The 18,402-nt window shown below is 57.8% G+C and carries 19 protein-coding genes; 8 read left to right on the forward strand and 11 right to left on the reverse strand.

Annotated elements, in window-relative coordinates; translation table 11 throughout:
* Window positions 1-16: 16 nt before the first annotated feature.
* The 3 genes from G3N94_RS07555 to G3N94_RS07565 all read left to right on the forward strand — a co-directional run bounded on the left by G3N94_RS07555 (window position 17) and on the right by G3N94_RS07565 (window position 2,849).
* A complete protein-coding gene (locus G3N94_RS07555) occupies window positions 17-649 on the forward strand; it encodes a glutathione binding-like protein (RefSeq protein WP_205791623.1) in 633 nt (210 codons plus the stop codon).
* Between the two features lie 767 nt (window positions 650-1,416).
* The gene (locus G3N94_RS07560; protein WP_205791625.1) at window positions 1,417-1,647 is read left to right on the forward strand and encodes a hypothetical protein; all 231 of its coding nucleotides are present in this window, start codon (window positions 1,417-1,419) and stop codon (window positions 1,645-1,647) included.
* 125 nt (window positions 1,648-1,772) lie between these two features.
* On the forward strand, window positions 1,773-2,849 hold the full coding sequence (locus G3N94_RS07565; RefSeq protein WP_205791627.1) for a hypothetical protein: 1,077 nt from the start codon (window positions 1,773-1,775) through the stop codon (window positions 2,847-2,849).
* An 89-nt stretch (window positions 2,850-2,938) separates the two neighbouring features.
* Here the strand turns inward: G3N94_RS07565 and G3N94_RS07570 are convergent, their stop codons facing one another.
* The 4 genes from G3N94_RS07570 to G3N94_RS07585 form a co-directional block, all read right to left on the reverse strand.
* Window positions 2,939-3,772 carry a YncE family protein gene (locus tag G3N94_RS07570; protein WP_205791630.1) on the reverse strand — a complete coding sequence of 278 codons (834 nt, stop codon included), beginning with the start codon at window positions 3,770-3,772 and terminating at the stop codon, window positions 2,939-2,941.
* A gap of 212 nt (window positions 3,773-3,984) precedes the next feature.
* Window positions 3,985-4,710: a hypothetical protein gene (locus G3N94_RS07575; RefSeq protein ID WP_205791631.1), complete on the reverse strand. Its 726-nt coding sequence runs from the start codon at window positions 4,708-4,710 to the stop codon at window positions 3,985-3,987.
* A gap of 1,064 nt (window positions 4,711-5,774) precedes the next feature.
* Window positions 5,775-6,176: an FKBP-type peptidyl-prolyl cis-trans isomerase gene (locus G3N94_RS07580; RefSeq protein WP_241021668.1), complete on the reverse strand. Its 402-nt coding sequence runs from the start codon at window positions 6,174-6,176 to the stop codon at window positions 5,775-5,777.
* A gap of 139 nt (window positions 6,177-6,315) precedes the next feature.
* Window positions 6,316-7,536: an MFS transporter gene (locus G3N94_RS07585; protein ID WP_241021669.1), complete on the reverse strand. Its 1,221-nt coding sequence runs from the start codon at window positions 7,534-7,536 to the stop codon at window positions 6,316-6,318.
* Window positions 7,537-8,082: 546 nt separating this feature from the next.
* Here G3N94_RS07585 and G3N94_RS07590 point away from each other — a divergent pair.
* The gene (locus tag G3N94_RS07590) at window positions 8,083-8,400 is read left to right on the forward strand and encodes a DUF2628 domain-containing protein (RefSeq protein WP_205791632.1); all 318 of its coding nucleotides are present in this window, start codon (window positions 8,083-8,085) and stop codon (window positions 8,398-8,400) included.
* Between the two features lie 123 nt (window positions 8,401-8,523).
* Here the strand turns inward: G3N94_RS07590 and G3N94_RS07595 are convergent, their stop codons facing one another.
* Both G3N94_RS07595 and G3N94_RS07600 read right to left on the reverse strand, forming a co-directional pair.
* Window positions 8,524-9,600, reverse strand: a complete 1,077-nt coding sequence (locus G3N94_RS07595) for a hypothetical protein (RefSeq protein WP_205791633.1) — start codon at window positions 9,598-9,600, stop codon at window positions 8,524-8,526.
* A 69-nt stretch (window positions 9,601-9,669) separates the two neighbouring features.
* On the reverse strand, window positions 9,670-10,257 hold the full coding sequence (locus G3N94_RS07600) for a hypothetical protein (protein WP_241021683.1): 588 nt from the start codon (window positions 10,255-10,257) through the stop codon (window positions 9,670-9,672).
* Between G3N94_RS07600 and G3N94_RS07605 the strand changes: the two genes are divergently transcribed.
* Together G3N94_RS07605 and G3N94_RS07610 are read left to right on the forward strand one after the other, a co-directional pair.
* Complete coding sequence (locus G3N94_RS07605; protein ID WP_241021678.1) at window positions 10,181-10,792, forward strand: PIN domain-containing protein; 612 nt, start codon at window positions 10,181-10,183, stop codon at window positions 10,790-10,792. The genes G3N94_RS07600 and G3N94_RS07605 overlap by 77 nt on opposite strands.
* Complete coding sequence (locus G3N94_RS07610; protein WP_205791637.1) at window positions 10,750-11,331, forward strand: hypothetical protein; 582 nt, start codon at window positions 10,750-10,752, stop codon at window positions 11,329-11,331. Before G3N94_RS07605 ends, G3N94_RS07610 begins: the two co-directional genes overlap by 43 nt.
* Before the next feature lie 90 nt (window positions 11,332-11,421).
* On the opposite strand, the gene G3N94_RS07615 is transcribed toward G3N94_RS07610, so the two are convergent.
* Complete coding sequence (locus G3N94_RS07615) at window positions 11,422-12,867, reverse strand: RAP domain-containing protein (protein ID WP_205791638.1); 1,446 nt, start codon at window positions 12,865-12,867, stop codon at window positions 11,422-11,424.
* 194 nt (window positions 12,868-13,061) lie between these two features.
* Here G3N94_RS07615 and G3N94_RS42260 point away from each other — a divergent pair, with 194 nt between their 5' ends.
* Together G3N94_RS42260 and G3N94_RS07625 are read left to right on the forward strand one after the other, a co-directional pair.
* Window positions 13,062-13,361, forward strand: a complete 300-nt coding sequence (locus G3N94_RS42260) for a hypothetical protein (protein WP_241021670.1) — start codon at window positions 13,062-13,064, stop codon at window positions 13,359-13,361.
* A 13-nt stretch (window positions 13,362-13,374) separates the two neighbouring features.
* Window positions 13,375-13,593 carry a hypothetical protein gene (locus tag G3N94_RS07625; RefSeq protein ID WP_205791640.1) on the forward strand — a complete coding sequence of 73 codons (219 nt, stop codon included), beginning with the start codon at window positions 13,375-13,377 and terminating at the stop codon, window positions 13,591-13,593.
* A gap of 67 nt (window positions 13,594-13,660) precedes the next feature.
* Here the strand turns inward: G3N94_RS07625 and G3N94_RS07630 are convergent, their stop codons facing one another.
* The 4 genes from G3N94_RS07630 to G3N94_RS07645 all read right to left on the reverse strand — a co-directional run bounded on the left by G3N94_RS07630 (window position 13,661) and on the right by G3N94_RS07645 (window position 18,348).
* Complete coding sequence (locus G3N94_RS07630; RefSeq protein WP_205791641.1) at window positions 13,661-14,776, reverse strand: hypothetical protein; 1,116 nt, start codon at window positions 14,774-14,776, stop codon at window positions 13,661-13,663.
* A gap of 137 nt (window positions 14,777-14,913) precedes the next feature.
* Window positions 14,914-16,974 carry an ATP-binding protein gene (locus G3N94_RS07635; protein ID WP_205791642.1) on the reverse strand — a complete coding sequence of 687 codons (2,061 nt, stop codon included), beginning with the start codon at window positions 16,972-16,974 and terminating at the stop codon, window positions 14,914-14,916.
* Window position 16,975: 1 nt separating this feature from the next.
* Complete coding sequence (locus G3N94_RS07640; protein WP_205791643.1) at window positions 16,976-17,416, reverse strand: hypothetical protein; 441 nt, start codon at window positions 17,414-17,416, stop codon at window positions 16,976-16,978.
* Complete coding sequence (locus G3N94_RS07645; protein WP_156440949.1) at window positions 17,416-18,348, reverse strand: hypothetical protein; 933 nt, start codon at window positions 18,346-18,348, stop codon at window positions 17,416-17,418. The genes G3N94_RS07640 and G3N94_RS07645 overlap by 1 nt, the downstream gene beginning before the upstream one ends.
* Between the last annotated feature and the right edge of the window lie 54 nt (window positions 18,349-18,402).

Here is an 18,402-nt window from a genome sequence, read left to right on the forward strand (position 1 = left end):
AACCCTAAGGAAACACATGAAGCTCTATCACGCCCCTGGAAGCTGTTCGCAGGCGATCCACATCGTGCTGCGCGAACTGGACATGGACGCGGACGTCGTCAAGGTCGATGCGCGCAAGCACCTGCTCGAAGACGGGCGAAGCTATTACGACGTCGCCGAACTCGGTTATGTGCCGCTGCTCGAACTGGACGACGGCACGCGCCTGCGGGAGGGCCCGGTGATCGCGCAGTATCTGGCCGACCGGCGGCCCGAAGCGGGACTCGTGCCGGCGCACGGCACGCTCGAACGCTATCGGCTGATGGAGTGGCTCAATTTCCTGACGGCGGAAATTCACAAGGGGTTCATTCCGTTGCTTTATGCGGTGCAGGCCGGCAAGTATGTCGAGCCGGCGCGAGCGAAGCTCGAAAGCCGGTACGCGTGGATCGACCGGCAACTGGCCGACAGGACGTTCTTGATGGGAGACGCGTTCGGCATCGCCGATGCTTATCTGTTCGCGCTGACCGGGTGGGGGAAGGCGGCGTGGATGCGCTCGGTTTATAACGCAGACATCGATCTCGGCGCCTATGTGCATCTTGGGGCGTGGTACGAACGGGTTCGGGCGAGGCCGTCGGTGCAGCATGTTCTGGCTAGCGATGGATTGCTGGGTTAGCTTGCGCTGATTCGTTGCGGTGGTCGCTTCCGACCCGCGTGAGTGCGACCTGAGCGGCGCGACCGGAGAGGGTTCCGGCGCGCGCCGCTCTGTATTTCTGATTCCCGCGAAGATCCGGAGCCGACACGCATGACCCAATCCGCCGATGCATCAACGCTGTTCGAACCCGAGTCTTCTGAACTTGATCAGTTCCGTTGATGGAGAAATGCGTTCGCGCTTCAAACAGAAACAGAAAAAGATTCGAGTCATGCATGGCGGGAAGCTGAATCAGAAAATTCCACCTTTAAAGAGCGGCGTTGGTCGGTGTTTTAATTCGGTTTTTGTTTTAAAGGCTTGCTCCCTTCGTGCAAGCGCCTGGCCACGATGTTCTGGCTGGACAATGGTAAGTTGATTTCAAATAAATAACGGGTTGCAGTTCGACAAACGCTGTTCTACGCTTTCTCTACCAACCCAAATAGATGTCGTTACTCACCTTCTCGTGAGCGTTAGTGGTGTCCGGGGACAGCGCAGTAGTCAACCAAGACAAATCAGCGGCCATGGACACTCGCACACGACACCCATTCCCGAACCTTTGCCAGTAGCGCCCAAACGCCCCCATTCGGTGCGTGCACGCGTTTGCCTCTTCGCTTTCTGACGTGCGGAGAGTACTCGCGTGCGTCGGCGCTCGTGCGTGACGTGCTGCCCGCCTGGGTTTTGAAGACATTCATTTGGTCAGCATCGGTAGACCGTTCCGATGCTGACTATCGAGCCGCCAGGGAGGAATCGTCATGAACAAGAAAGAGCATTTTATGTTCGGTTTCCTGAGTGTATCGGCAACCGCTGCTGTCCCGCTTGCGGCATGGGCCGATTTCGACGCGGGGCTGTTCGGCATGTTCGGCGTGATGGCCGGCGAAACCGCACGTGTGAGCGTGACCAACGTCTCGGCGCCCGGAACATATCCGGTCAGGTCCGGCGGCCGTCTGCTGGACCAGCGAGTCGTCGCGAGAGGTACGTACTGACGGCATCGCGCACGGTCGCAATTGGGGCGAGCGTTCGTAACCACCGAGGTTCGCCTTGACCACGCCACGCCACGCAATGCCGTCATCTCAACAACGCATCGCCTTTCCCACCAGGAGAAGTACCGATGAAACGTTATCCGCATGTGTTGCGATCCCTGCTGCTGTCTGCCGCGTTAGGGTTGAGCGCCTGGTCGATTGCCCAGGCGTCGCCGACGCTGTTCGTCGGCGATGGCGGGGACAATTCCGTCAAACAGTTCGATTCCGCCAGCGGGATAGCGCTCGGTGCATTCGTCGCTTCAGGGGCCGGCGGGCTGACCGGGCCGAGAGGGATGATTTTTACCGACGGAGAGCTCGTAGTCGTCAACCAGAACGTGAGCACCAGTCCAACAACTGACGCTCCTCCCGGCGAGCTTCTGCGCTTTGACGGCACGACCGGAAACTTTATCCGAAAGCTGGTCGCCTCGAGCGACCTGAATGCACCCTACGCGCCGCGCGGCATCGTGCGCGGTGGACCGGAACGCGCCTTCTACGTCGCGGATGACGGCACACGGGGCAAAACCTGTGCGAATCAGGGCGACGTCAAGAGATACAGCGATACCGGTGCGTTTCTGGGCAATCTCGACCGGGATCATTTCGCGCCGGCGTTCTATCCACGCGGCGTCGTCTTCGGGCCCGACGGGCTGCTGTATGTTTCGGCGAGGGGATGCCCGGTTGCAACCGACCCGAACACACCGCTCATCGGCTACGTCTTGCGTTTCGACCCACACACCAATGCATTCGTCGACATATTCGCGTCCTATAAGAGCATCCCGGATTTGCACCGGCCTGAGGGATTGGTTTTCGACAGCGCAGGTAACCTGTGGGTCACCAGCTTTCGCAATCTGAGCGATGCCGGCGATACGGACAAGATCCTCAAGCTCGACGGCAAAACCGGCGCGCTTCTTGACGAACTCGTATTGTCAAAACCGCACACCAACAGGGCGTATGCGCAGGCCATCATTTTCGGGCCGGGCGGCTATCTGTACATTCCCATCAATGGCAATGAACGCCAGACGACCGGCGAGCTGCGGCGCTGCAATCCCACGACCAAGGCATGCGACGTGATCGTGCCGGCCAACGCGTCCGGCGGAACGCTGCAACAGCCGTGGTACCCGATCTTCAGAAGGAGCAACCCTGCGACGCTCAACTACGAAGAGGATTGAAGCACTGGTGGCGGATAAGCTGGGAGGGGCCTGGCAGCGTGCCAGGTCCCGCGTTCCTTCGAGCGAGGAGGACGTCCACTGAGTCCCGATCAAGGATGAGGCTGGCACGTGAATGGGGGCGGGCCACCCATGGTTGAGGTGGTATTGCAGTAGTTGCTCGTGCAGTCAGAGTTTGTCAAGCAACGCAGGCCCACGCTGCACTTCGGGCAGACCGGCCCGCCACAATCGACATCGGTCTCAAACCCGTCCACCTTCTGGTCCGTGCACGACGGAGCGGGTTCGGGCGCGGCGATATCGAACGGATTCGCTCCCACCTGGACTGTGGCCACCACGGTATTGGAGCCAGGGTCAATGACGGACACCGAGTGGTCGCCCGCATTTGTCACCCAGATATTTAACCCGTCCGCCGAGTAGGTGAGCTTGTTCGGAAATGGACCGACCGGCACGGTGGCGACCACGACCTGCGTGATTGTGTCGATAACGGACACGGAGTTGGAACGAGCGTTCGCAACATACACTTGTCTCGCGCCGGCGAGAATGCTCACGGGACTCGAGCCCACCTGAACTGTGGCGACCAAGGTGTCGTGTGCTGTGTCGATGACGGACACGGTGTTCGATCCGCTATTGGCAACATAGGCGCGCGCCGCTGGCTGTGCGACGGCGATCGCAACCGGAATCGGCCCGACGGCAATGGTGGTCAACAAGTTATTGGTATACCTGTCGAGAACAGATACCGTGTTCGAACGGGCATTGACGACATATATGTGTTGTGACTGAGCGACGGCGTCCTGAGCAGTCGAGGCCAGCGTGAGCATGAGGACTGCCAGGATGCGAAGGGCAGATTCGAGGCTTGCGGCACGCAAGAGAATGCCGACCTTTCCAATGGCGAGCGTGAGTCGCTGATACTTTGCATTCCGGATCATATCGAACTCCAATGAACAATCGACTAAGGCTGCAGCTCCCGACAGAGCGGTCGGCTCGCAGCTCGAAGGATTTCCGTTAAAGGGCGTGCGAGTCGCACGCCATGCCCCGATAGTCCATATGAGGTTTGCCAAGGCGTACGGCTCGGGTAAGGCTACAGCGCCGCTGCAACCTCACCTGAAGTACCGTTCCGTGCTGCGATCTCCTCTCAGCTCTATTGGACGTTGAGGTGGTAGAGCATGTTGATATTGATGATTCCGGGAAGAGTGGCAGAAAAACTCAGCGTATGCTGGCCAGCAGGCAATGGCTTAATTGCAATCCAATAGCCATCCGACACGGAAATCACTGGGCCGCTGGTCGAGAAGCCGGAATAAAAAATGAAATCTTTGATTTGCGAGGGTGCCGTGAAAAAGAATACCGGCGATTGGAAGTGAAATTCGCTCAAAAAGTTGATGTTCACGCCATCGAGTGAGACGGTTAAATCGCTTAATTTCGGCAGCGCCTTTTTCGCATTGGTTGGCAGCGGGACTAGCTGGAGCAGTGCAGCACGGAGGTCGGCACCGCTGAAATTTTGAAGCTCCAGGTTGGACCATTCTTGATTGGCGATGGGAAATAGAATCGGGCTTCCCGCTGGCACTGTGCAACTGCGAACGACTTGCGGTTGCGGCGCTTGCAAGCTAACACCCGTCAGGAAGAAAACGGGCCCGGCCGGCTGGTTTCCGTTATTGCAGGTGTTATCCGCGGTGGCCACGAACGGGTGACTGTTGTTGACGTTGGGGATTTGAAAATAGAATTGCCACCAAGCGGCTGTCCAGTCGCCATAAGTCATGCCTAGAATAAGCTCATTCGGCGCGTAGATGCGGTTGTCGAATGCTTGAGCATGGGGGATGGGATTGGCGCATAACAGCGCGATTGCCAATGCAACTGTGCGTGCTTTCATGATGCTGCCTCCTGATGACTCGTGCGAAGCTGCCTGCTGACGTTGGTCACAAAAGTGATTGACCTTTTTCCCCGGATGTCAAAAACTCGCTACCTTTCCGCGTGGCGTGTCCGTGCCGTTGCCGCCTTGCGCCGAGAATCGAAAGGTGCTTATCAAATCAGATGAAACGGCGAACCGTTCGCGGTCTATTGCCCTGATGAATGACAAGCGGGTGGTAGTTGATTGCGCGCGCAACGGTGCAGACGCAAAGCCGCAGGACAGGCACGCGATCGTTGAACATGCGAACTGCATGGCGCGACGTCGCCCGCCAAGGAGTTGGACTTTGTCCACTTGACACCTCCATCTGCGATTTTCAATCTTGGGGGAACGCGCAGTGCGCGAGCAGCGCGAACGCGAGCACGATGGCGGTGACCAACACCACGAGGAAATCGATCAGGAGATACGTGTTCTTGTTCACGAAAGCTCCTTCCAGGAGGCTCGACGACTTCCGATGGCAACGGCGCACCCGGCCCGCAATCGCCCGGGTAGGGCGAACGGGCGAGCGTTGACACGCGTCGGCGCTCTCCGAATTTCAGCAAACGAAGAGGTAAACGCGTGCGCGCACCGGATGGGTGCGTTTGGGCGCTACTGGCAAAGGATCGGGAATGGGTGTCGTGTGCAAGTGTCCATGGTCGCCGATTCGTCTTGGTTGACTACTGCGCTGTCCCCGGACACCACTAACGCTCACGATAAGGTGAGTAACGACATCTATTTGGGCTGGTAGAGAAAGCGTAGAACAGCGTTTGTCGAACCGCAACCCGTTATTTATTTGAAATCAACTTACCATTGTCTAATCCGTGCATTGCGAATCGACGCTGGTATGAAGAAAGCAGGTTTTTAAAACGCCAATTGAATCGGGAGGCTTGAAAACGTTATAAACCAGGGATGCCAATCCCTTGATATCAACTGGTCGATGAAAATGCGGGCAGCCGGGCCTGCCAACAAAAACCCCCGCAAATGCGGGGGCGGAGGTCACACAGTTCGCGCATCTCGTTCCAACATGTTGGCGACCGTGCGGCTGCGCATTACTTCACGATGTCGACGAGTTCCACTTCGAAGTTCAGCGTGCTGTTCGGCGGAATCGGACCGACGGTCCGGCTTCCATATGCCGTGTCCGGCGGGCAGGTGAGCTTCGCCTTTCCGCCGACCCGCAGCTTTTGCACGCCTTGGGTCCAGCACGGAATAACCCGATTGAGCGGGAACGTGGCCACGTCGCCGTGCTTGGCCGAGTTGTCGAACTCCGTTCCGTCGGCAAGGGTACCCCGGTAGCGGACCTTGACTACGTCGGCCGCGCTCGGGTGGGCGCCGGTTCCCTCCTGCGTGATTTCCACTTTCACGCCTGACGGCAGACTTTCGACGGTCCCGGCAGCGTGGGCTGCCGACGCACAGATTGCCAGGATGCCGACGGCCAGCATTCGTTTCTTCATATCCCCTCCTTGACGATGGCGGTTAATTCCGCGTGATATCGTCAACTGAGGTTGTTATCCGCGTCAAGCCCTGCAGGAAACTCGTCATAGTCGCCTGAGAGACAGGAAACGTGCTCATGCAACGATTTGCGCCCACGCGTCAAGGCGGTCTGACCGTTACTTTCAACTTCACCTGAAGCAAGGTCAGTGCACCGAGCACGAACACGGCGACGGTCCACGCGCCGTCATGATGCAACAGCACCGCGGCAGTCGCGGCGATGCCCGCCAGTCCTTGCTGCAGGAAGCCACACAAGGCCATCGCGTGCGCGCCGTAGTCCCGAGCATCGCTGACGGCGGTCGCCATGCTGTTGGGAAACAACACCGCCTGGCCAAAGGTCGTCAGGCAATACAGCGCGATGAAAATCCACAGTCCGGCGAAATGGTTCAGCAGGCCGCCCAGCCAGCACGCCAGCATCAGCGTGGTGGCCAGCGCGATCAGCGCTGCGCCGGCATGCATCAGCCGCACGCCGCCAAGTCGGCTCACAATGCGATTGACGAGCATCGCGCCGCTGAAATAGGCGACGCCGAGCAGCAGCCCTATACTGCCGAAGCTTGTCACCGCGAGCCGAAAATGTTCCTGGAACACGAACGGACTTACTTCCTGCAAGGTTACGGTCGTGGCGAATCCCAACCCGCCCGCGCAGGCGGGCCACAGGAACCCTTGGCGCCGCAGCATGGCCCAGTAGGTGCCGGCCATGCCCGACGTGACGGCGGTGCGCCGTCCCGCCTTCAAAGGCACCGAATATGACAGGCTGATCGCCAGCGCGGCCGTGACGGCCATCAGCACGAAACCGGCGTGCCAATGGCTGTACTGACCGATCAGCCCGCCGATGAACTGGCCACCGCCCAGTGCCGTGATGAAGGCGATCGACAGCACGGAGAGCCGTCGCGCCAGTTCGTCGCCATGCCAGTTGTCCCGCACGATGATTCTGGCGATGATCGCCGCACCACCGCCCGCGATGCCCTGAATGGCGCGCAACACCAGCAGCGCCGGCGCGGATCTGCAGCTTGCGAGCAGCATGCTGCTGGTCACGAACAGCAGCAAGGAAATCAGCAAAGGGCCGCGCCTGCCCCAGCGTTCCGCGGCGGCGCCCCAAAACAGAACAGGCAGTGCCGCGCCGATCACATAGGAGGAAATGGACAGCTCGGCGGTACCCTGAGTCATATTCAGTTCGCGCATGACAATGGGCAAGGACGGCAAATAAACCGTCGTTGCCATTTGCGTCATGAAGACGATCAGGCACGCCAGCGCCATCGTACGAAACGCCGTAGCGGGGCTTGCCAGGGGCGCGTCGGCGGCGAAAGCGGGCTTGTCACTCATGGTCGGCCTTGAGCTGTATGGCGTTCCTGGTATTGGCGAGTGAATGCATGGAATTTCCGGAGATGATCGGCCAGTGTCGATTCGTGCTCGAAAGAGATGAATTTTGCCATGCGATATGGCGGTTTATCGAACCCCGGCGAGGCTAGTTTTTTCGGTGGGAAAGTCTAAATAACATTTCGGCATGATAGTATTTTTACTTGTAAGGGATCGCGCTTTTGTGTGGCGTACCTGTACTTGTTGAATCGTTGAAGCTTCCAGAAGGTATAGCGGCTGCGTCGGCAGTGGTTGGTGCGATTGCCTACATGTTCTGGGCGTTGATGTTCTGCTGCCCAAGGTGCGGAACCCCGTTTCTGTGGGAAATTCGCGGCCATTGGGGCATTCCCCACCTATTGGCGGGAAAGAAATGCAGAGCCTGCAGCTTAGCCACGCGAGATGTTTATGCCAAAGGAACGCAGAGAGGGCGGGCGCCCCGAGTCAGCGCGAGCAATCCCGATTCTTGAATCGAAGTGCCTCAGTTAACGCAAATGGAAATCGAGGAGACGAGGAATGAGCCGTCGAATCTACCTCAGACATCCAAGTCGCGATGATGTGGTCTCAATCGCGACGGGGTTCAATTGGTCGGCATGCCTTCTCGGTCCGCTTTGGGCGATTGCTAAAAGGCAGTGGCTAATCGGCGTCTGGTTGCTCGCCGGGAACGCCGCAATAGCTTGGGCCGATGCAGTATTGGCGCAGGCAGGTGTGTCAATTACTCTTGGCAGCGTGATAAGCCTCGTGTCGACCCTGGTCTTTGCTGCGTTCTGCGGTTACAACGCTAACCGATGGCATCTTCGAGCCTTAAAAAGGAAGGGCTATCAGGTTGTCTAGTCCCGTATGGCTCATCTGTCAGCGGTCAGATATGGCCGACACGTTCATCGTAAATTGCCTGCCGCTCGGTGAGCACGACTAAGTCTGTAAATCTGCTTTAGCAATCCGCATCGGAGAGTTGCATCAACCCTTGCAGACCCTGGCGCGTCGTTCGCCTAGGAGGGGTTCTAGCCCCCAACTGAGGTCCAGGGTATAGACCCATCCGGCGTCTGCCTTCTCGCCGGCGTATTGCAAATTGGCGGAATAGCCGTTCTTACGGTAATGCGCGGTTCGCCCTCCAAGGTCGCGCCACCAATCGCGTACCGGTTCTTCCGTCTGAAATTTCCACCCGAGTCGTGCAAGCTCCCCATCGTAATACTGGCGAATCTCCGCATACGTGGCGGTTGTCGAGTACATGCTGCCTGTCAAGGCCTGACTCGTCTTGTGGTCAGCGTAAAACGATACGACGGTTGCTCCGGGCAAAGGTTTGATAGCTTGGAACTCCCGCTCCAGTATGTTCTGCGCCGATGCTGCCTTGGGGGTGTTAACACGGTGGTCATAAATCGCAAACGCGATAAAGGCGGATAGGAACACAGCCGAAGCGATGCTGATGACGACCTTCCTAAAATCCCGGCCGCCTGGCATCTCCGAGATGGTCGCTCCAAGCGTAGAAGTGATACTGCCTGAGATGTATGCAATATCATTTTTCGAGAGCCACCAGCCAAATTTTATGAATCCGACACCTGCCGCCGGCAAAGCGACCGCGATGGCGATGGGGATAAAGCCTTGATAGGAGGCAGGCGATTCACACAAGGCATCGGCTGCACCGGCTCGCATGCGCGCGACTCCGAAAACTGCGTGCGCTAACAGGAGTAGACAGCCCACGGTCGCGCTCGCCAACCAAAACGTCATGAATATTTTGATGGGGGTGAACATCGTGAACCGTCCATCAAGGACGACCTTGCCATCGTGCTGCTCGAACGTGCCCATGAAGCACGGTTTGAAACTGTTCCCGTAGAACGGAATTACTCTTTGCAGCCGCACTGAGCGTTCCGTGACGCGGCCCACAACTGCCTGGGTCGGGGGCAGCAGACAGGACAGCACGCTGGGCTTAATGACCGCATGAAGGCGCTGGACAGACTCGTCAACGGAGTAGCTACTGGCAAATCGGGCAGGAATGCTCGGATAAAGCCAGTGCCAGAGCTTGAACAGTGCATTCATTGGCGCTCCCCACATCGCGGATGCAACTCAGGCGGTATATCGTTAACACCGGTTGGCGATGAGCCTCGGTTATCGCCGGTTTCGTCGGTAGTGCGCCACAAACGCAATGAATGAATCGAGATGCTTTCGGTAGGCGTCTTCAGTGCGAGCACTGAGCGCGAAGAGGAGGATGTACTCCCCCTCTTCATCGTATGCGATGCGCTCCCAGTTGCCGGCTTGACCGGTAGCTGGCGCAAAACTGTATGCGGCGAGCGCTCTGCCGTCACCATTGACCACGGCAGGTGCCTTCACTATCCGGGCTTTCGGCACTTCTCCCTGATATTCTGCACGGTCGCCTTCGATGAAGTCAGCTAGCGTGGTCGCTGCTTTGCCTTTGTAGATAGCCTTGGCGTAAATAACTACGTCGGCGTTTGAGAAAGTGCTTCCCTGGGGCGCAAATGCGTTGACTTGATAGAGCCGACTGGAGCCCTCGTCGCGGAGCCACCCCGGTGGGGCGTCCACAACAGGACGCCGCCAGAAGCAAATCTTGTCGCCACAGGAAGGAGAGGCGAACCCTTCAGTCTCCGCCGCTGCCGTCAGGTTGACGACAATCAGGCTGCCTGACGAAATTCGAGCAAACATCCTTGACGGAACAATTAGAGCGATTTCTGTAGACACTTGTATCTTTGACGCTTCAGGGCTGCGTCTCGAACATGGACAACTGAAACAGCTGGAGAGCCTGGCCGCATCCGGGTTTCGATTGGTATTCTCCGAAATGACCCTGAAGGAGCTTCGCAGGCATCTGGCAAAGAAGACTGAAGAGGCACGCTCCGCGCTACAAAAGGGACTCGCAGAATCAGTCAACTACTGGGCGCTCTCGGAGGAGAGGCGGCATCAGATTTACGAGGAGATTGTTGGCAACGCGGACTTTAAAGGCAAAGCAGAAGCTAGGCTTACGGTGTTCCTTGAACGGTGCAAGGCCGAGCGTATTGGCGTCCGGGAAAATCTCGACGTCGACAAACTCATATCTTCCTATTTCGAGCCGAAAGCACCCTTCGAATCTACTAAAGACAAGAAAAGCGAGTTCCCAGACGCGATTGTGCTTCTGTCGCTAGAGTCATGGGCTGCCAGGGAGCAGACGTCAATCCTATTCGTCACGAAGGACCAAGGATGTCAACGTACTGCGGGACTGCGGCGCGCCTTGCGGCAATAGACGACCTTGGTAATGCCCTAACGCTTGTTCAAGAGCGAAACGCCCATACGCGTCAGCTGACGGACTTGGTTGCTCAACGCATCGGGCAAGGCATGTATCACGATTTCGTCGCAGAACTTACCGAGCATATATCGGAAAACATCCAATACTTTAACCTCATTCCCGAGGCATCCTCGGCTTTCTATTTCGATGCTGAGATTGAGGGCGAGTACGTAAATGGTGCGAGTCTTGAAGTGGCAGATGGAACTCCGATTCTTAAGCCGATTGGCTATGTCGACGATGTGCTCACGGTACAAGGCAACGTTAAAGTCGACCTTGATGTAGATGGCGTCTTCTCATTTTCTGTGAAAGACGGTATCGACAGAGACATGGTGCGCATCGGCACCGGCCGTGCTGAGACCAACCTTAGCGTGAACGTCGAGGTGTTATATACCTTCGAAGATTTCGAACACGGCGAGCCGGAACTCGTCCAAATCGAAGTCGTTCCGACGACAATCGAGGTTGACTTCGGAGAGGTTGGCCCAGATTACGAATCCTGACCCGGGACTAGATTTATGCGCTGCTGGAAGGTTCGCTCGGGCTCGCCTCGCGAGCGCCAGTAGCATCGGTAGCCGTTCCATGCGCGCCACTTATCGGATTCCGTGCCGGGCGAGCAGTCGGTCGAAAAACTCGGCAACGCGGCGCTGCGCCTCAGGACCGACCTGCGGTTTCTCTCCAAGGGCCACGTCACGGAATTCGTATCCGCCGAAGCGATATACCTCGTAGCCCATCAATCGAAGCCGCCGGTCTTCCATTGCCATCTCGGCGTAGAGTTCTGCGTTCGCGATGTAGCGCTCGGGAGCGCGCTGGTCTTTCACCGCGTAGTGATGGCGCCCATCTATCTCAATAACAATGCGGACGCCTTGCTCAAGCATGAGAAGGAAGTCCATGCGCTGCCGCGCCAAGAATTTCTCATCGCCCCGCTGACGGCGCGTGTACGGGTCGTAGTGCAGATAGACCTGCGGAATCAGAGCCGGCAGTCGCTCGTCGAGAAGTTTGTTGAAGCGTTTGTAGTAGCCGTGAAAAATCGCGTACTCGCCGGCCGAGTTGGTGCCGATGACGGAATCGCGCAAACGCGTGTACAAAATCCTCGAGCCTTCGGTTTCATCTACACCATGAATCTCAGCGTACCAGTCGCGAAGGTCGCTCCATAAGAGCATCCCCGAGCTGGGAAGCGGCTGGTCGTAGACGAGCACCTTGTCCGCATGCTTCGTGATTTCGACGTCATTGTTCAGCGCGTCGCGAAACACGAGCTCCGGTTTCTCACCTGTCGACGCGAAAATCAGATTCTTCATCGTTCCGGCGACGCCAGCCTGAATGCGGACGACGCCGTAAATCGCATATCCCGATTCCACGGCAGTTTGCTTCAGAGTGAAACCATCTCGTTTCAAGGCGTCGCTGATGGCGCTGGCGAGCTCAGCCTGTTCGGCATCGCGCCGGGTCATCGGATGGACAAGTTTTTCGAGTAAAGCGAAGAAGCGAAACTGAGAGCACGTCAACGCGCCGCATTCAATGAGCATCTCCTCGCTGGTCCAATCAGGGTTGCGAAGATAGTGCTGGTCTATCTGAGCCTCCAAGCTGGAGTTATCCAGCCACAACGACCCGCCATCGCGTAGCGCCGCAGCGCCAAAAACTTCCGCCAGGCTTTCCAGGACCGGAGCATCCCCGAACAGCGTATCAAACCGATTCAGAACTTTGAGGACGTCGCCGCGAACAAGCTTGCTCACGCGGTGCTGACTATGCACCGTCAACTCGACGAGCGCTTCCATCAAGCTCTCATCCGGATATTTGAGGAGCACCTTGCGCGCGAGCTCGACAAGCGCGTCTTCGCTCAAATCGGCGATTCTCGTGCTGACGTATGACCTTTTGCTGGCGTGCGCCTCTGTTTCATCGCCGGGTCCAACGGACGGCTGAATACCCAGCTGCGTGCACACGCGTGGAAGGTTGTACGATTTGACTTCGTGCAGAACAGCTGGAATCAGCGTCCTTATCGACTCGAAGGAAACTGCCGGGACCTTGATGCTCGAACCGACCATGAAAGATGCCTCCTGGTTTCGCACTTGCTCATCGCCTCAATCGAGGCCTTCGCAAAAGCATGCATTGTTTCTGCAAAAATAGCAGCCGCCAAGGCAGCGAGGACATCGGTCATTGCATGGAAGCCGGAGTTGCGTTCCCGTCGAACATCGCGCCGGCCGCGCGTCGAGAGGCGCCTACCTGATGGAGCCATTGAATGGAAATCATCGTTGAGACGTATGTGCCCACTGGCGAGCCTTCGTCCGCCGGCTTGCGCGTGAGGCCGCTTCCTGGGCAAGGGGTCGACCCAAAGCTCAAAGTCGAGTGCAGCCGGTCCATGCGGAGACAGTATCCGGCCGGCTCGCTGTTCCGGCTGGCGGTGAAGCTGACTGACCGCGAAGGCACACAATTTCTATACGCTCACCATGCCGCGCCGTTCGAGCACGTGAGCCGCGAAGAAGCGAAACGATTCATTTCGACCATGTTTCGCGCTAAACCGGTCGAAACACCTCGATAGGAACACGGCGACGATGCAGCAGGCTACCTATAAAGGTTACGTGCTATGGGGCCACGCCATCGAGCAGCAAGAGGAGATTCTGGCGCCCGAGCGGTATGCGGCGAGCGGGACCATTACTCGCGAGCGGAAATTCGTAGAAGCCTCGGGAATTCTTGGCGTTTTCGATACCGAGGAAGAAGCGCAGGATGCCGGTCTGTCGTGGGCGCGCGCTTGGGTCGACTCGCACGGATAGCAGGGCCCATCCCCCGTTGCAATTGCCACCGTGTTGGACGCGCACGTCATGACCTTTCGGCAGATGCTCACGGCGGTAGTACAGCGGTGAGCGAACGATAAATTCCTCCCGCCATTTTTCTCACGTCACCGCGCGATTTGTTCATCAGGATGTTCGTGGTCGAAAAGAACGGCAAGAAAGGCTCAGAGGGCATGGTCCTCACTTCACCATCTACCAGCCTGTGCTCGAGCGCCGCGCCGAACCAGTTCTCGGGTAGAGGATGGAGAGCATCAGGGTTGCGAATCAGGACGGTCCCCTGCCGCCAGGTTTCAAGGGGCCAATCTTTATCGCCCACCTCGTAGACGAATGGACGCGGAGTTGCTGCGTTGGGGTCGTGCCGGTAGCAGGAGCCCCATTGAAGCATCCGAACGCCCTTCGCCATGAACGCGCCTTGATGACCCATGCGGTTGAACTTGGGGATGGTTCCCGTATTGCAAAACAAAACGGCCGAAATGTGCTCCGCATCGGGCTGCCGGAAAAAGCCAGACGGTATGCGCTTGTCGCCGTGCTGGTGCTCTTCGAGTTGGTGGCCTTCGATGACAAGATTTCCTTCTTCGTCGTGCCGCCAAGTTTGACCGAGGCCGTACAGGTATCGCACCAAGGGTACGTCGGAGGTCGCCAGCGCGCCGGCCGTGTGGAAATCCTGAATCGCCAAAATCAGTGGCTTGTCCGCAACCTGAGGAAGCCCCCAATATTTCTTCTTGAGCTTCGAGAAGAGCGGGCTTCCCAGTCGGATGGGAATCGTGTGTTCCAGCTCCTCCGCGGCTTCCTGGCGCTTCCTGAAATCGGGGACCGCGTCATAGGGCTGGATTGCGCCGTTCCCCTGCGGGTTGGCTGTCACAGCCTCGACGGCTGCGGTCACGCCATCCTTGGTGATGAGGAAATCGGGGCGGTCGAAGCTCCTGTCCAACTCGTGGCCAGCGTCCTTCAGCATCACCGAAAGGAAGAACTCGAAGGTGCGCGCGTCAAGGCCGAACGTCTGAAACTGCTCGACGAAATTGCCGTCTGGGTCGGAAAACTCTTCCTGAAGCTGTCTGATGAGTTGGCGTGCCGGAGCGTACCCAGGTGCATCTCGCAATGTTATGAACTGCGGATGCAGTTCGCTATCAGGCTTCCCCAGGTCGGCGAACAGGTCGATAGGCATCTGAATTGGCTCCCACTATCGCGCTTCGGCGCCACGCCGGCGCAAGTTTGCGTCATCGCTCCTCGGCACGTCGCTGAGGATGTCCGGCGCGGCGGAGGCCACCCTGGCACCGGCACCGCCACCGCCACTCGGTACGGCTACATAGCACCGTTGTGTCGCATGGGGCTAATGAACTTCTCGGGCAACTCGATAAGGTGAAAATGACTGCCTTCAGTCACGCGGTCGAAAACTGCGACGCTTTCATCGAATGAGGCGGCGAGAATGCTCTGCAGCTGCTTCAGTCCGCTCATGAGGTTCACAAGCGCCTTCTGGCTCGTCTCGCTCATCGAATGCTGACCCGGCTCATCGAACATCAACACGCTCGGGTGATTCCCTGCATAGTCCCGTGTCGCCGACGTTTGATAAACCGCGAGCAGGAATGCCCAGATAAGCCGGACAAAGTCACTCGCCGATGATTCGGACTTCACGTTTCGCTTCAGAACCTCACGCAGCGTGATGTCACCCAATGCCGGAAGCAAGGTCCCTGCATTGACTTGGACTTCCGGGATGTCGGCGCTCGTGTAGTTGAACGCCGATGCGTTTGCGCGAAAGTTCTTTTCGAGAACCGAAATCTTGATGCGGTCTCTCTTGCTGTACAGGTCGCTCGGGAACTTCGCACGCTCTTCCTCGGCGCCGACAAGCTTTTCCACGAGCTCTTCCGCGCGCTCGAGGAAGGTCGACAGCCGGGACTCCGCACTCTGCATCGAGCGGATGTCTTGCTCGAGAGTTATCTGCTTTCTGACGTCGGCTTCGAGTGTTGCATCCGACTGCGAGATGTTTTTCCTGAGATTTACGACGTAGGTTCGCTGCTGCGCTATCTCGCTCTCCAACGCTGCGATGTGGCCGGCGGATTGCTCGCCCATATTCTCCAAACCAGCAATCTGCCCCTTGAGCATACGCAGCTGCGCTTCGAGGTAATCGATGTTGTGCTGCAAATCCATCGGTGTCACGCCGTCCGTGTGAGGGAGCAGAGTGTTCTCCATGTTGGCGCCGCAAGTTGGGCACTTTCCTTCGGCAGATTGAAGCTGGAGACTGGCGCCCAGGTCGTGCAGCTTCCGGGTCGTCTTGTTTTTGCGAAGGTCGGACTCCGCCTGTTGGAGGAGCTGCCGAAACTCGACCAGGCTGTTCTGTCGCAGTCGGGCTTCACTCGACAGCGTCTCATAGCGCGCCATGAGCATGTCCAGCCTGGCGGTTTGCTCATTCAACAGGTCGATAACATCTGGGGTCGCCGACGCCGGGCCGATTTTGCGGCGGCGCTCAATTGCATGCCACTGCTCCGTCTTATTCGACACAGCTTGCGATACAGCAACGTTTTCCGATTCGATTCTCACCCAGAGAGTCGCGTGGCCGGGCTCGAACGACCTGTGGAGGGTTTTGGGAATACCTTGCGCCGATACGCCCACCATGCGCAGAGCAGCCTGCAGCTCAGAGAGATTGTCCGTCCATCGAGCTTGCAGTTGGTTGATGAGCTGTTCGTTGAGCGCTCGCTCCTCCTCGAGCTTGAAATTGTCGAGGCCCAATAGGTACTGAACAACTCGAGTCGGCGCACCTAGGATTTGGTAGAACGGGATGTTCGCTATGTAGTCGGTCCAGCCTCGCTTCTGTTCGATGAACAATGCGGCGGCGACGACTTGCGGATAAAGCCGGGTGAGCCCGCCCACCGAGGATTGCACGCGAGGCAACTGCATGCCGAGAAAGGTCTCGAGGTAGCGCAGAAACCCGCGCTCGTACTGCGCGGCGCCCGGGTCGTGCAGGAAGAGCGGCGTGGGCTCGCCGGCAGCATCATCGGGCTTCGTGACCAAGGCGCCGTCAAATGCTTCGACGAGTCTGGTCTGTTTGCTTTCATTCCGGATAGGGCGCCGGAACGTGATGACCTTCCCTGAGTCGTTTTCGACTTCCACCAGGACTGCGGACTGGCTGATGATTCTCGTCTTGCCGTCGAACTGGAAGCTGTCGCGCACGGCCGATGTCAGGGCGCGCTCACCCTTAACGCCAACCAGTTCTTCAAACCCGAGACCGTACATCAAGGTGTTCACCAGGGTACTTTTACCCGATGAGTTGCGACCTTTGATGATGTTGAGTCCGGCCTTGAACGGTGTACGGAAACCGAAGGTCTCACCGTCGCTGATGATTCGAATTTCAATTCCACGAATGAGCATACTAGACCCACTTCTCCACGATACTGTCGACCATTTTCTCGGTTATAGACGTCTTGAGTCCGCGCAGGAAGGCGGCGTCTTCGTCGTACAGCTGTTCGTCCAAAGCTCGCTGGCAGAATGAGCTGCCCTTGTCCGTCAGCACCACCGTCTTGGCGGTCGCGTCGATGAGCCCATCTGCCGCGGCCAGAGTCATTGCCGTCTGTACAGTCGGGTCGAGGCCCCAAGCCGGAAAATCGATTTCCTGGCTCTTGGCGGCACGAATGAGCTTCTCCCTTCGTGCGTCGTCTTTCAATACCCAATTGAATAGCTGCAGCCTGACGAGGCTGGACTTTCGCCCGCGCGACGCGAGCAACAGCACAAGCAGAAGCTGCGTAATCTTGAAGAGCGGTCGATGGTCAGGAAGTACGGATGAGGGGCGGACGTTGAACTCGAGGAATGCCATTATTGGACCGGCTCCGAGAAGTCAAGCTGGCATACGGCAAGCCAGCGCGCGACGACGAGGTCTGCAAGAGTGCGCGTTTCGCTGAAACCGACAACACCTCCGAGCTCTTTCTCCAGCCGGGTGCCAAGTTCAGCTCTGACCGATTCCACTAGCTCGTTGGGCTCGCCGGTCCAGAAATACTTGAGTTCCTGCATCTCGTCAGCGTAGAGGCCAATGACACGAATGACTTGTGCAAAGGCCTGAGGTGACGTCCGCTCAATCGTGGCGAGGTGGTGGTCGCAGCGTAAGAATTTGCCTTGGACAAGCTTGTTGAATTCCGACAGCTCGGCTTCAAACGTCGGGCTGGCCTGCCTCGATTTGAGGCGCATGCGGTTCTTTCGAGCGATGAGCTTGTCGTACTCCTCGGGAGCTTCCGGCAAGGCAATCGACTTGTCTACCGCCGGGCCAAGCTGCAAAGCAGTCCCCGCGTTGCGCCTGCATTGCTCGAACTCGCTGGAGTAGTAGCCGGCGTCCAGAAGCGAGATGTTGAAGTCTTCGGTGAGGATGGTGAGCTCCCATTTGCGGGCATCCTTTTCCTTCTTCCGGGCGTGCTTGTGGAGCTCGTTGTCGTTTATCGTCGGCGTCACAAACAGCCAGTTGCGAATCCTCGTGGAGCCGATGCGCTCGGCTATCTGTTGCGCATAAGATTTGAGCTTGCCAACGTCGCGCGTAATCTTGTCGCGGATGTTGTCGTAGAGCTCTTCCTGCGTGTAGTGCCGTTCCGGACAGTAACATTGGAACGCGAGACCGTCCGTCGTCCAACCTTCGATTCCAAAGTCGCCAGGCGAAGCTGGCATGTGCTGATATGACGGTCCGTATTTCAATTTGAACGCCGACTGGCACAAGCGCTCCCAGCTTGTGCCATCGAAAGTCCCGAAATCGGTTTGTATCACGAAGCCCCCAATCTACATATATCGTCCAGGTACGACTCTTCTCGTGCGGTCTCC

It is taken from the genome of Burkholderia sp. Ac-20353 (genome assembly GCF_017104785.1).
In the GTDB taxonomy this organism is placed as follows: Bacteria; Pseudomonadota; Gammaproteobacteria; order Burkholderiales; family Burkholderiaceae; genus Burkholderia.

Excerpts from the sequence above, each read along its gene's own strand:
- G3N94_RS07555 (WP_205791623.1), top strand. The coding sequence starts at position 17 with ATGAAGCTCTATCACGCCCCTGGAAGCTGTTCGCAGGCGATCCACATC.
- G3N94_RS07560 (WP_205791625.1), top strand. The coding sequence starts at position 1,417 with ATGAACAAGAAAGAGCATTTTATGTTCGGTTTCCTGAGTGTATCGGCA.
- G3N94_RS07565 (WP_205791627.1), top strand. The coding sequence starts at position 1,773 with ATGAAACGTTATCCGCATGTGTTGCGATCCCTGCTGCTGTCTGCCGCG.
- G3N94_RS07570 (WP_205791630.1), bottom strand. The coding sequence starts at position 3,772 with ATGATCCGGAATGCAAAGTATCAGCGACTCACGCTCGCCATTGGAAAG.
- G3N94_RS07575 (WP_205791631.1), bottom strand. The coding sequence starts at position 4,710 with ATGAAAGCACGCACAGTTGCATTGGCAATCGCGCTGTTATGCGCCAAT.
- G3N94_RS07580 (WP_241021668.1), bottom strand. The coding sequence starts at position 6,176 with ATGAAGAAACGAATGCTGGCCGTCGGCATCCTGGCAATCTGTGCGTCG.
- G3N94_RS07585 (WP_241021669.1), bottom strand. The coding sequence starts at position 7,536 with ATGAGTGACAAGCCCGCTTTCGCCGCCGACGCGCCCCTGGCAAGCCCC.
- G3N94_RS07590 (WP_205791632.1), top strand. The coding sequence starts at position 8,083 with ATGAGCCGTCGAATCTACCTCAGACATCCAAGTCGCGATGATGTGGTC.
- G3N94_RS07595 (WP_205791633.1), bottom strand. The coding sequence starts at position 9,600 with ATGAATGCACTGTTCAAGCTCTGGCACTGGCTTTATCCGAGCATTCCT.
- G3N94_RS07610 (WP_205791637.1), top strand. The coding sequence starts at position 10,750 with ATGTCAACGTACTGCGGGACTGCGGCGCGCCTTGCGGCAATAGACGAC.
- G3N94_RS07615 (WP_205791638.1), bottom strand. The coding sequence starts at position 12,867 with ATGGTCGGTTCGAGCATCAAGGTCCCGGCAGTTTCCTTCGAGTCGATA.
- G3N94_RS42260 (WP_241021670.1), top strand. The coding sequence starts at position 13,062 with ATGGAAATCATCGTTGAGACGTATGTGCCCACTGGCGAGCCTTCGTCC.
- G3N94_RS07625 (WP_205791640.1), top strand. The coding sequence starts at position 13,375 with ATGCAGCAGGCTACCTATAAAGGTTACGTGCTATGGGGCCACGCCATC.
- G3N94_RS07630 (WP_205791641.1), bottom strand. The coding sequence starts at position 14,776 with ATGCCTATCGACCTGTTCGCCGACCTGGGGAAGCCTGATAGCGAACTG.
- G3N94_RS07635 (WP_205791642.1), bottom strand. The coding sequence starts at position 16,974 with ATGCTCATTCGTGGAATTGAAATTCGAATCATCAGCGACGGTGAGACC.
- G3N94_RS07640 (WP_205791643.1), bottom strand. The coding sequence starts at position 17,416 with ATGGCATTCCTCGAGTTCAACGTCCGCCCCTCATCCGTACTTCCTGAC.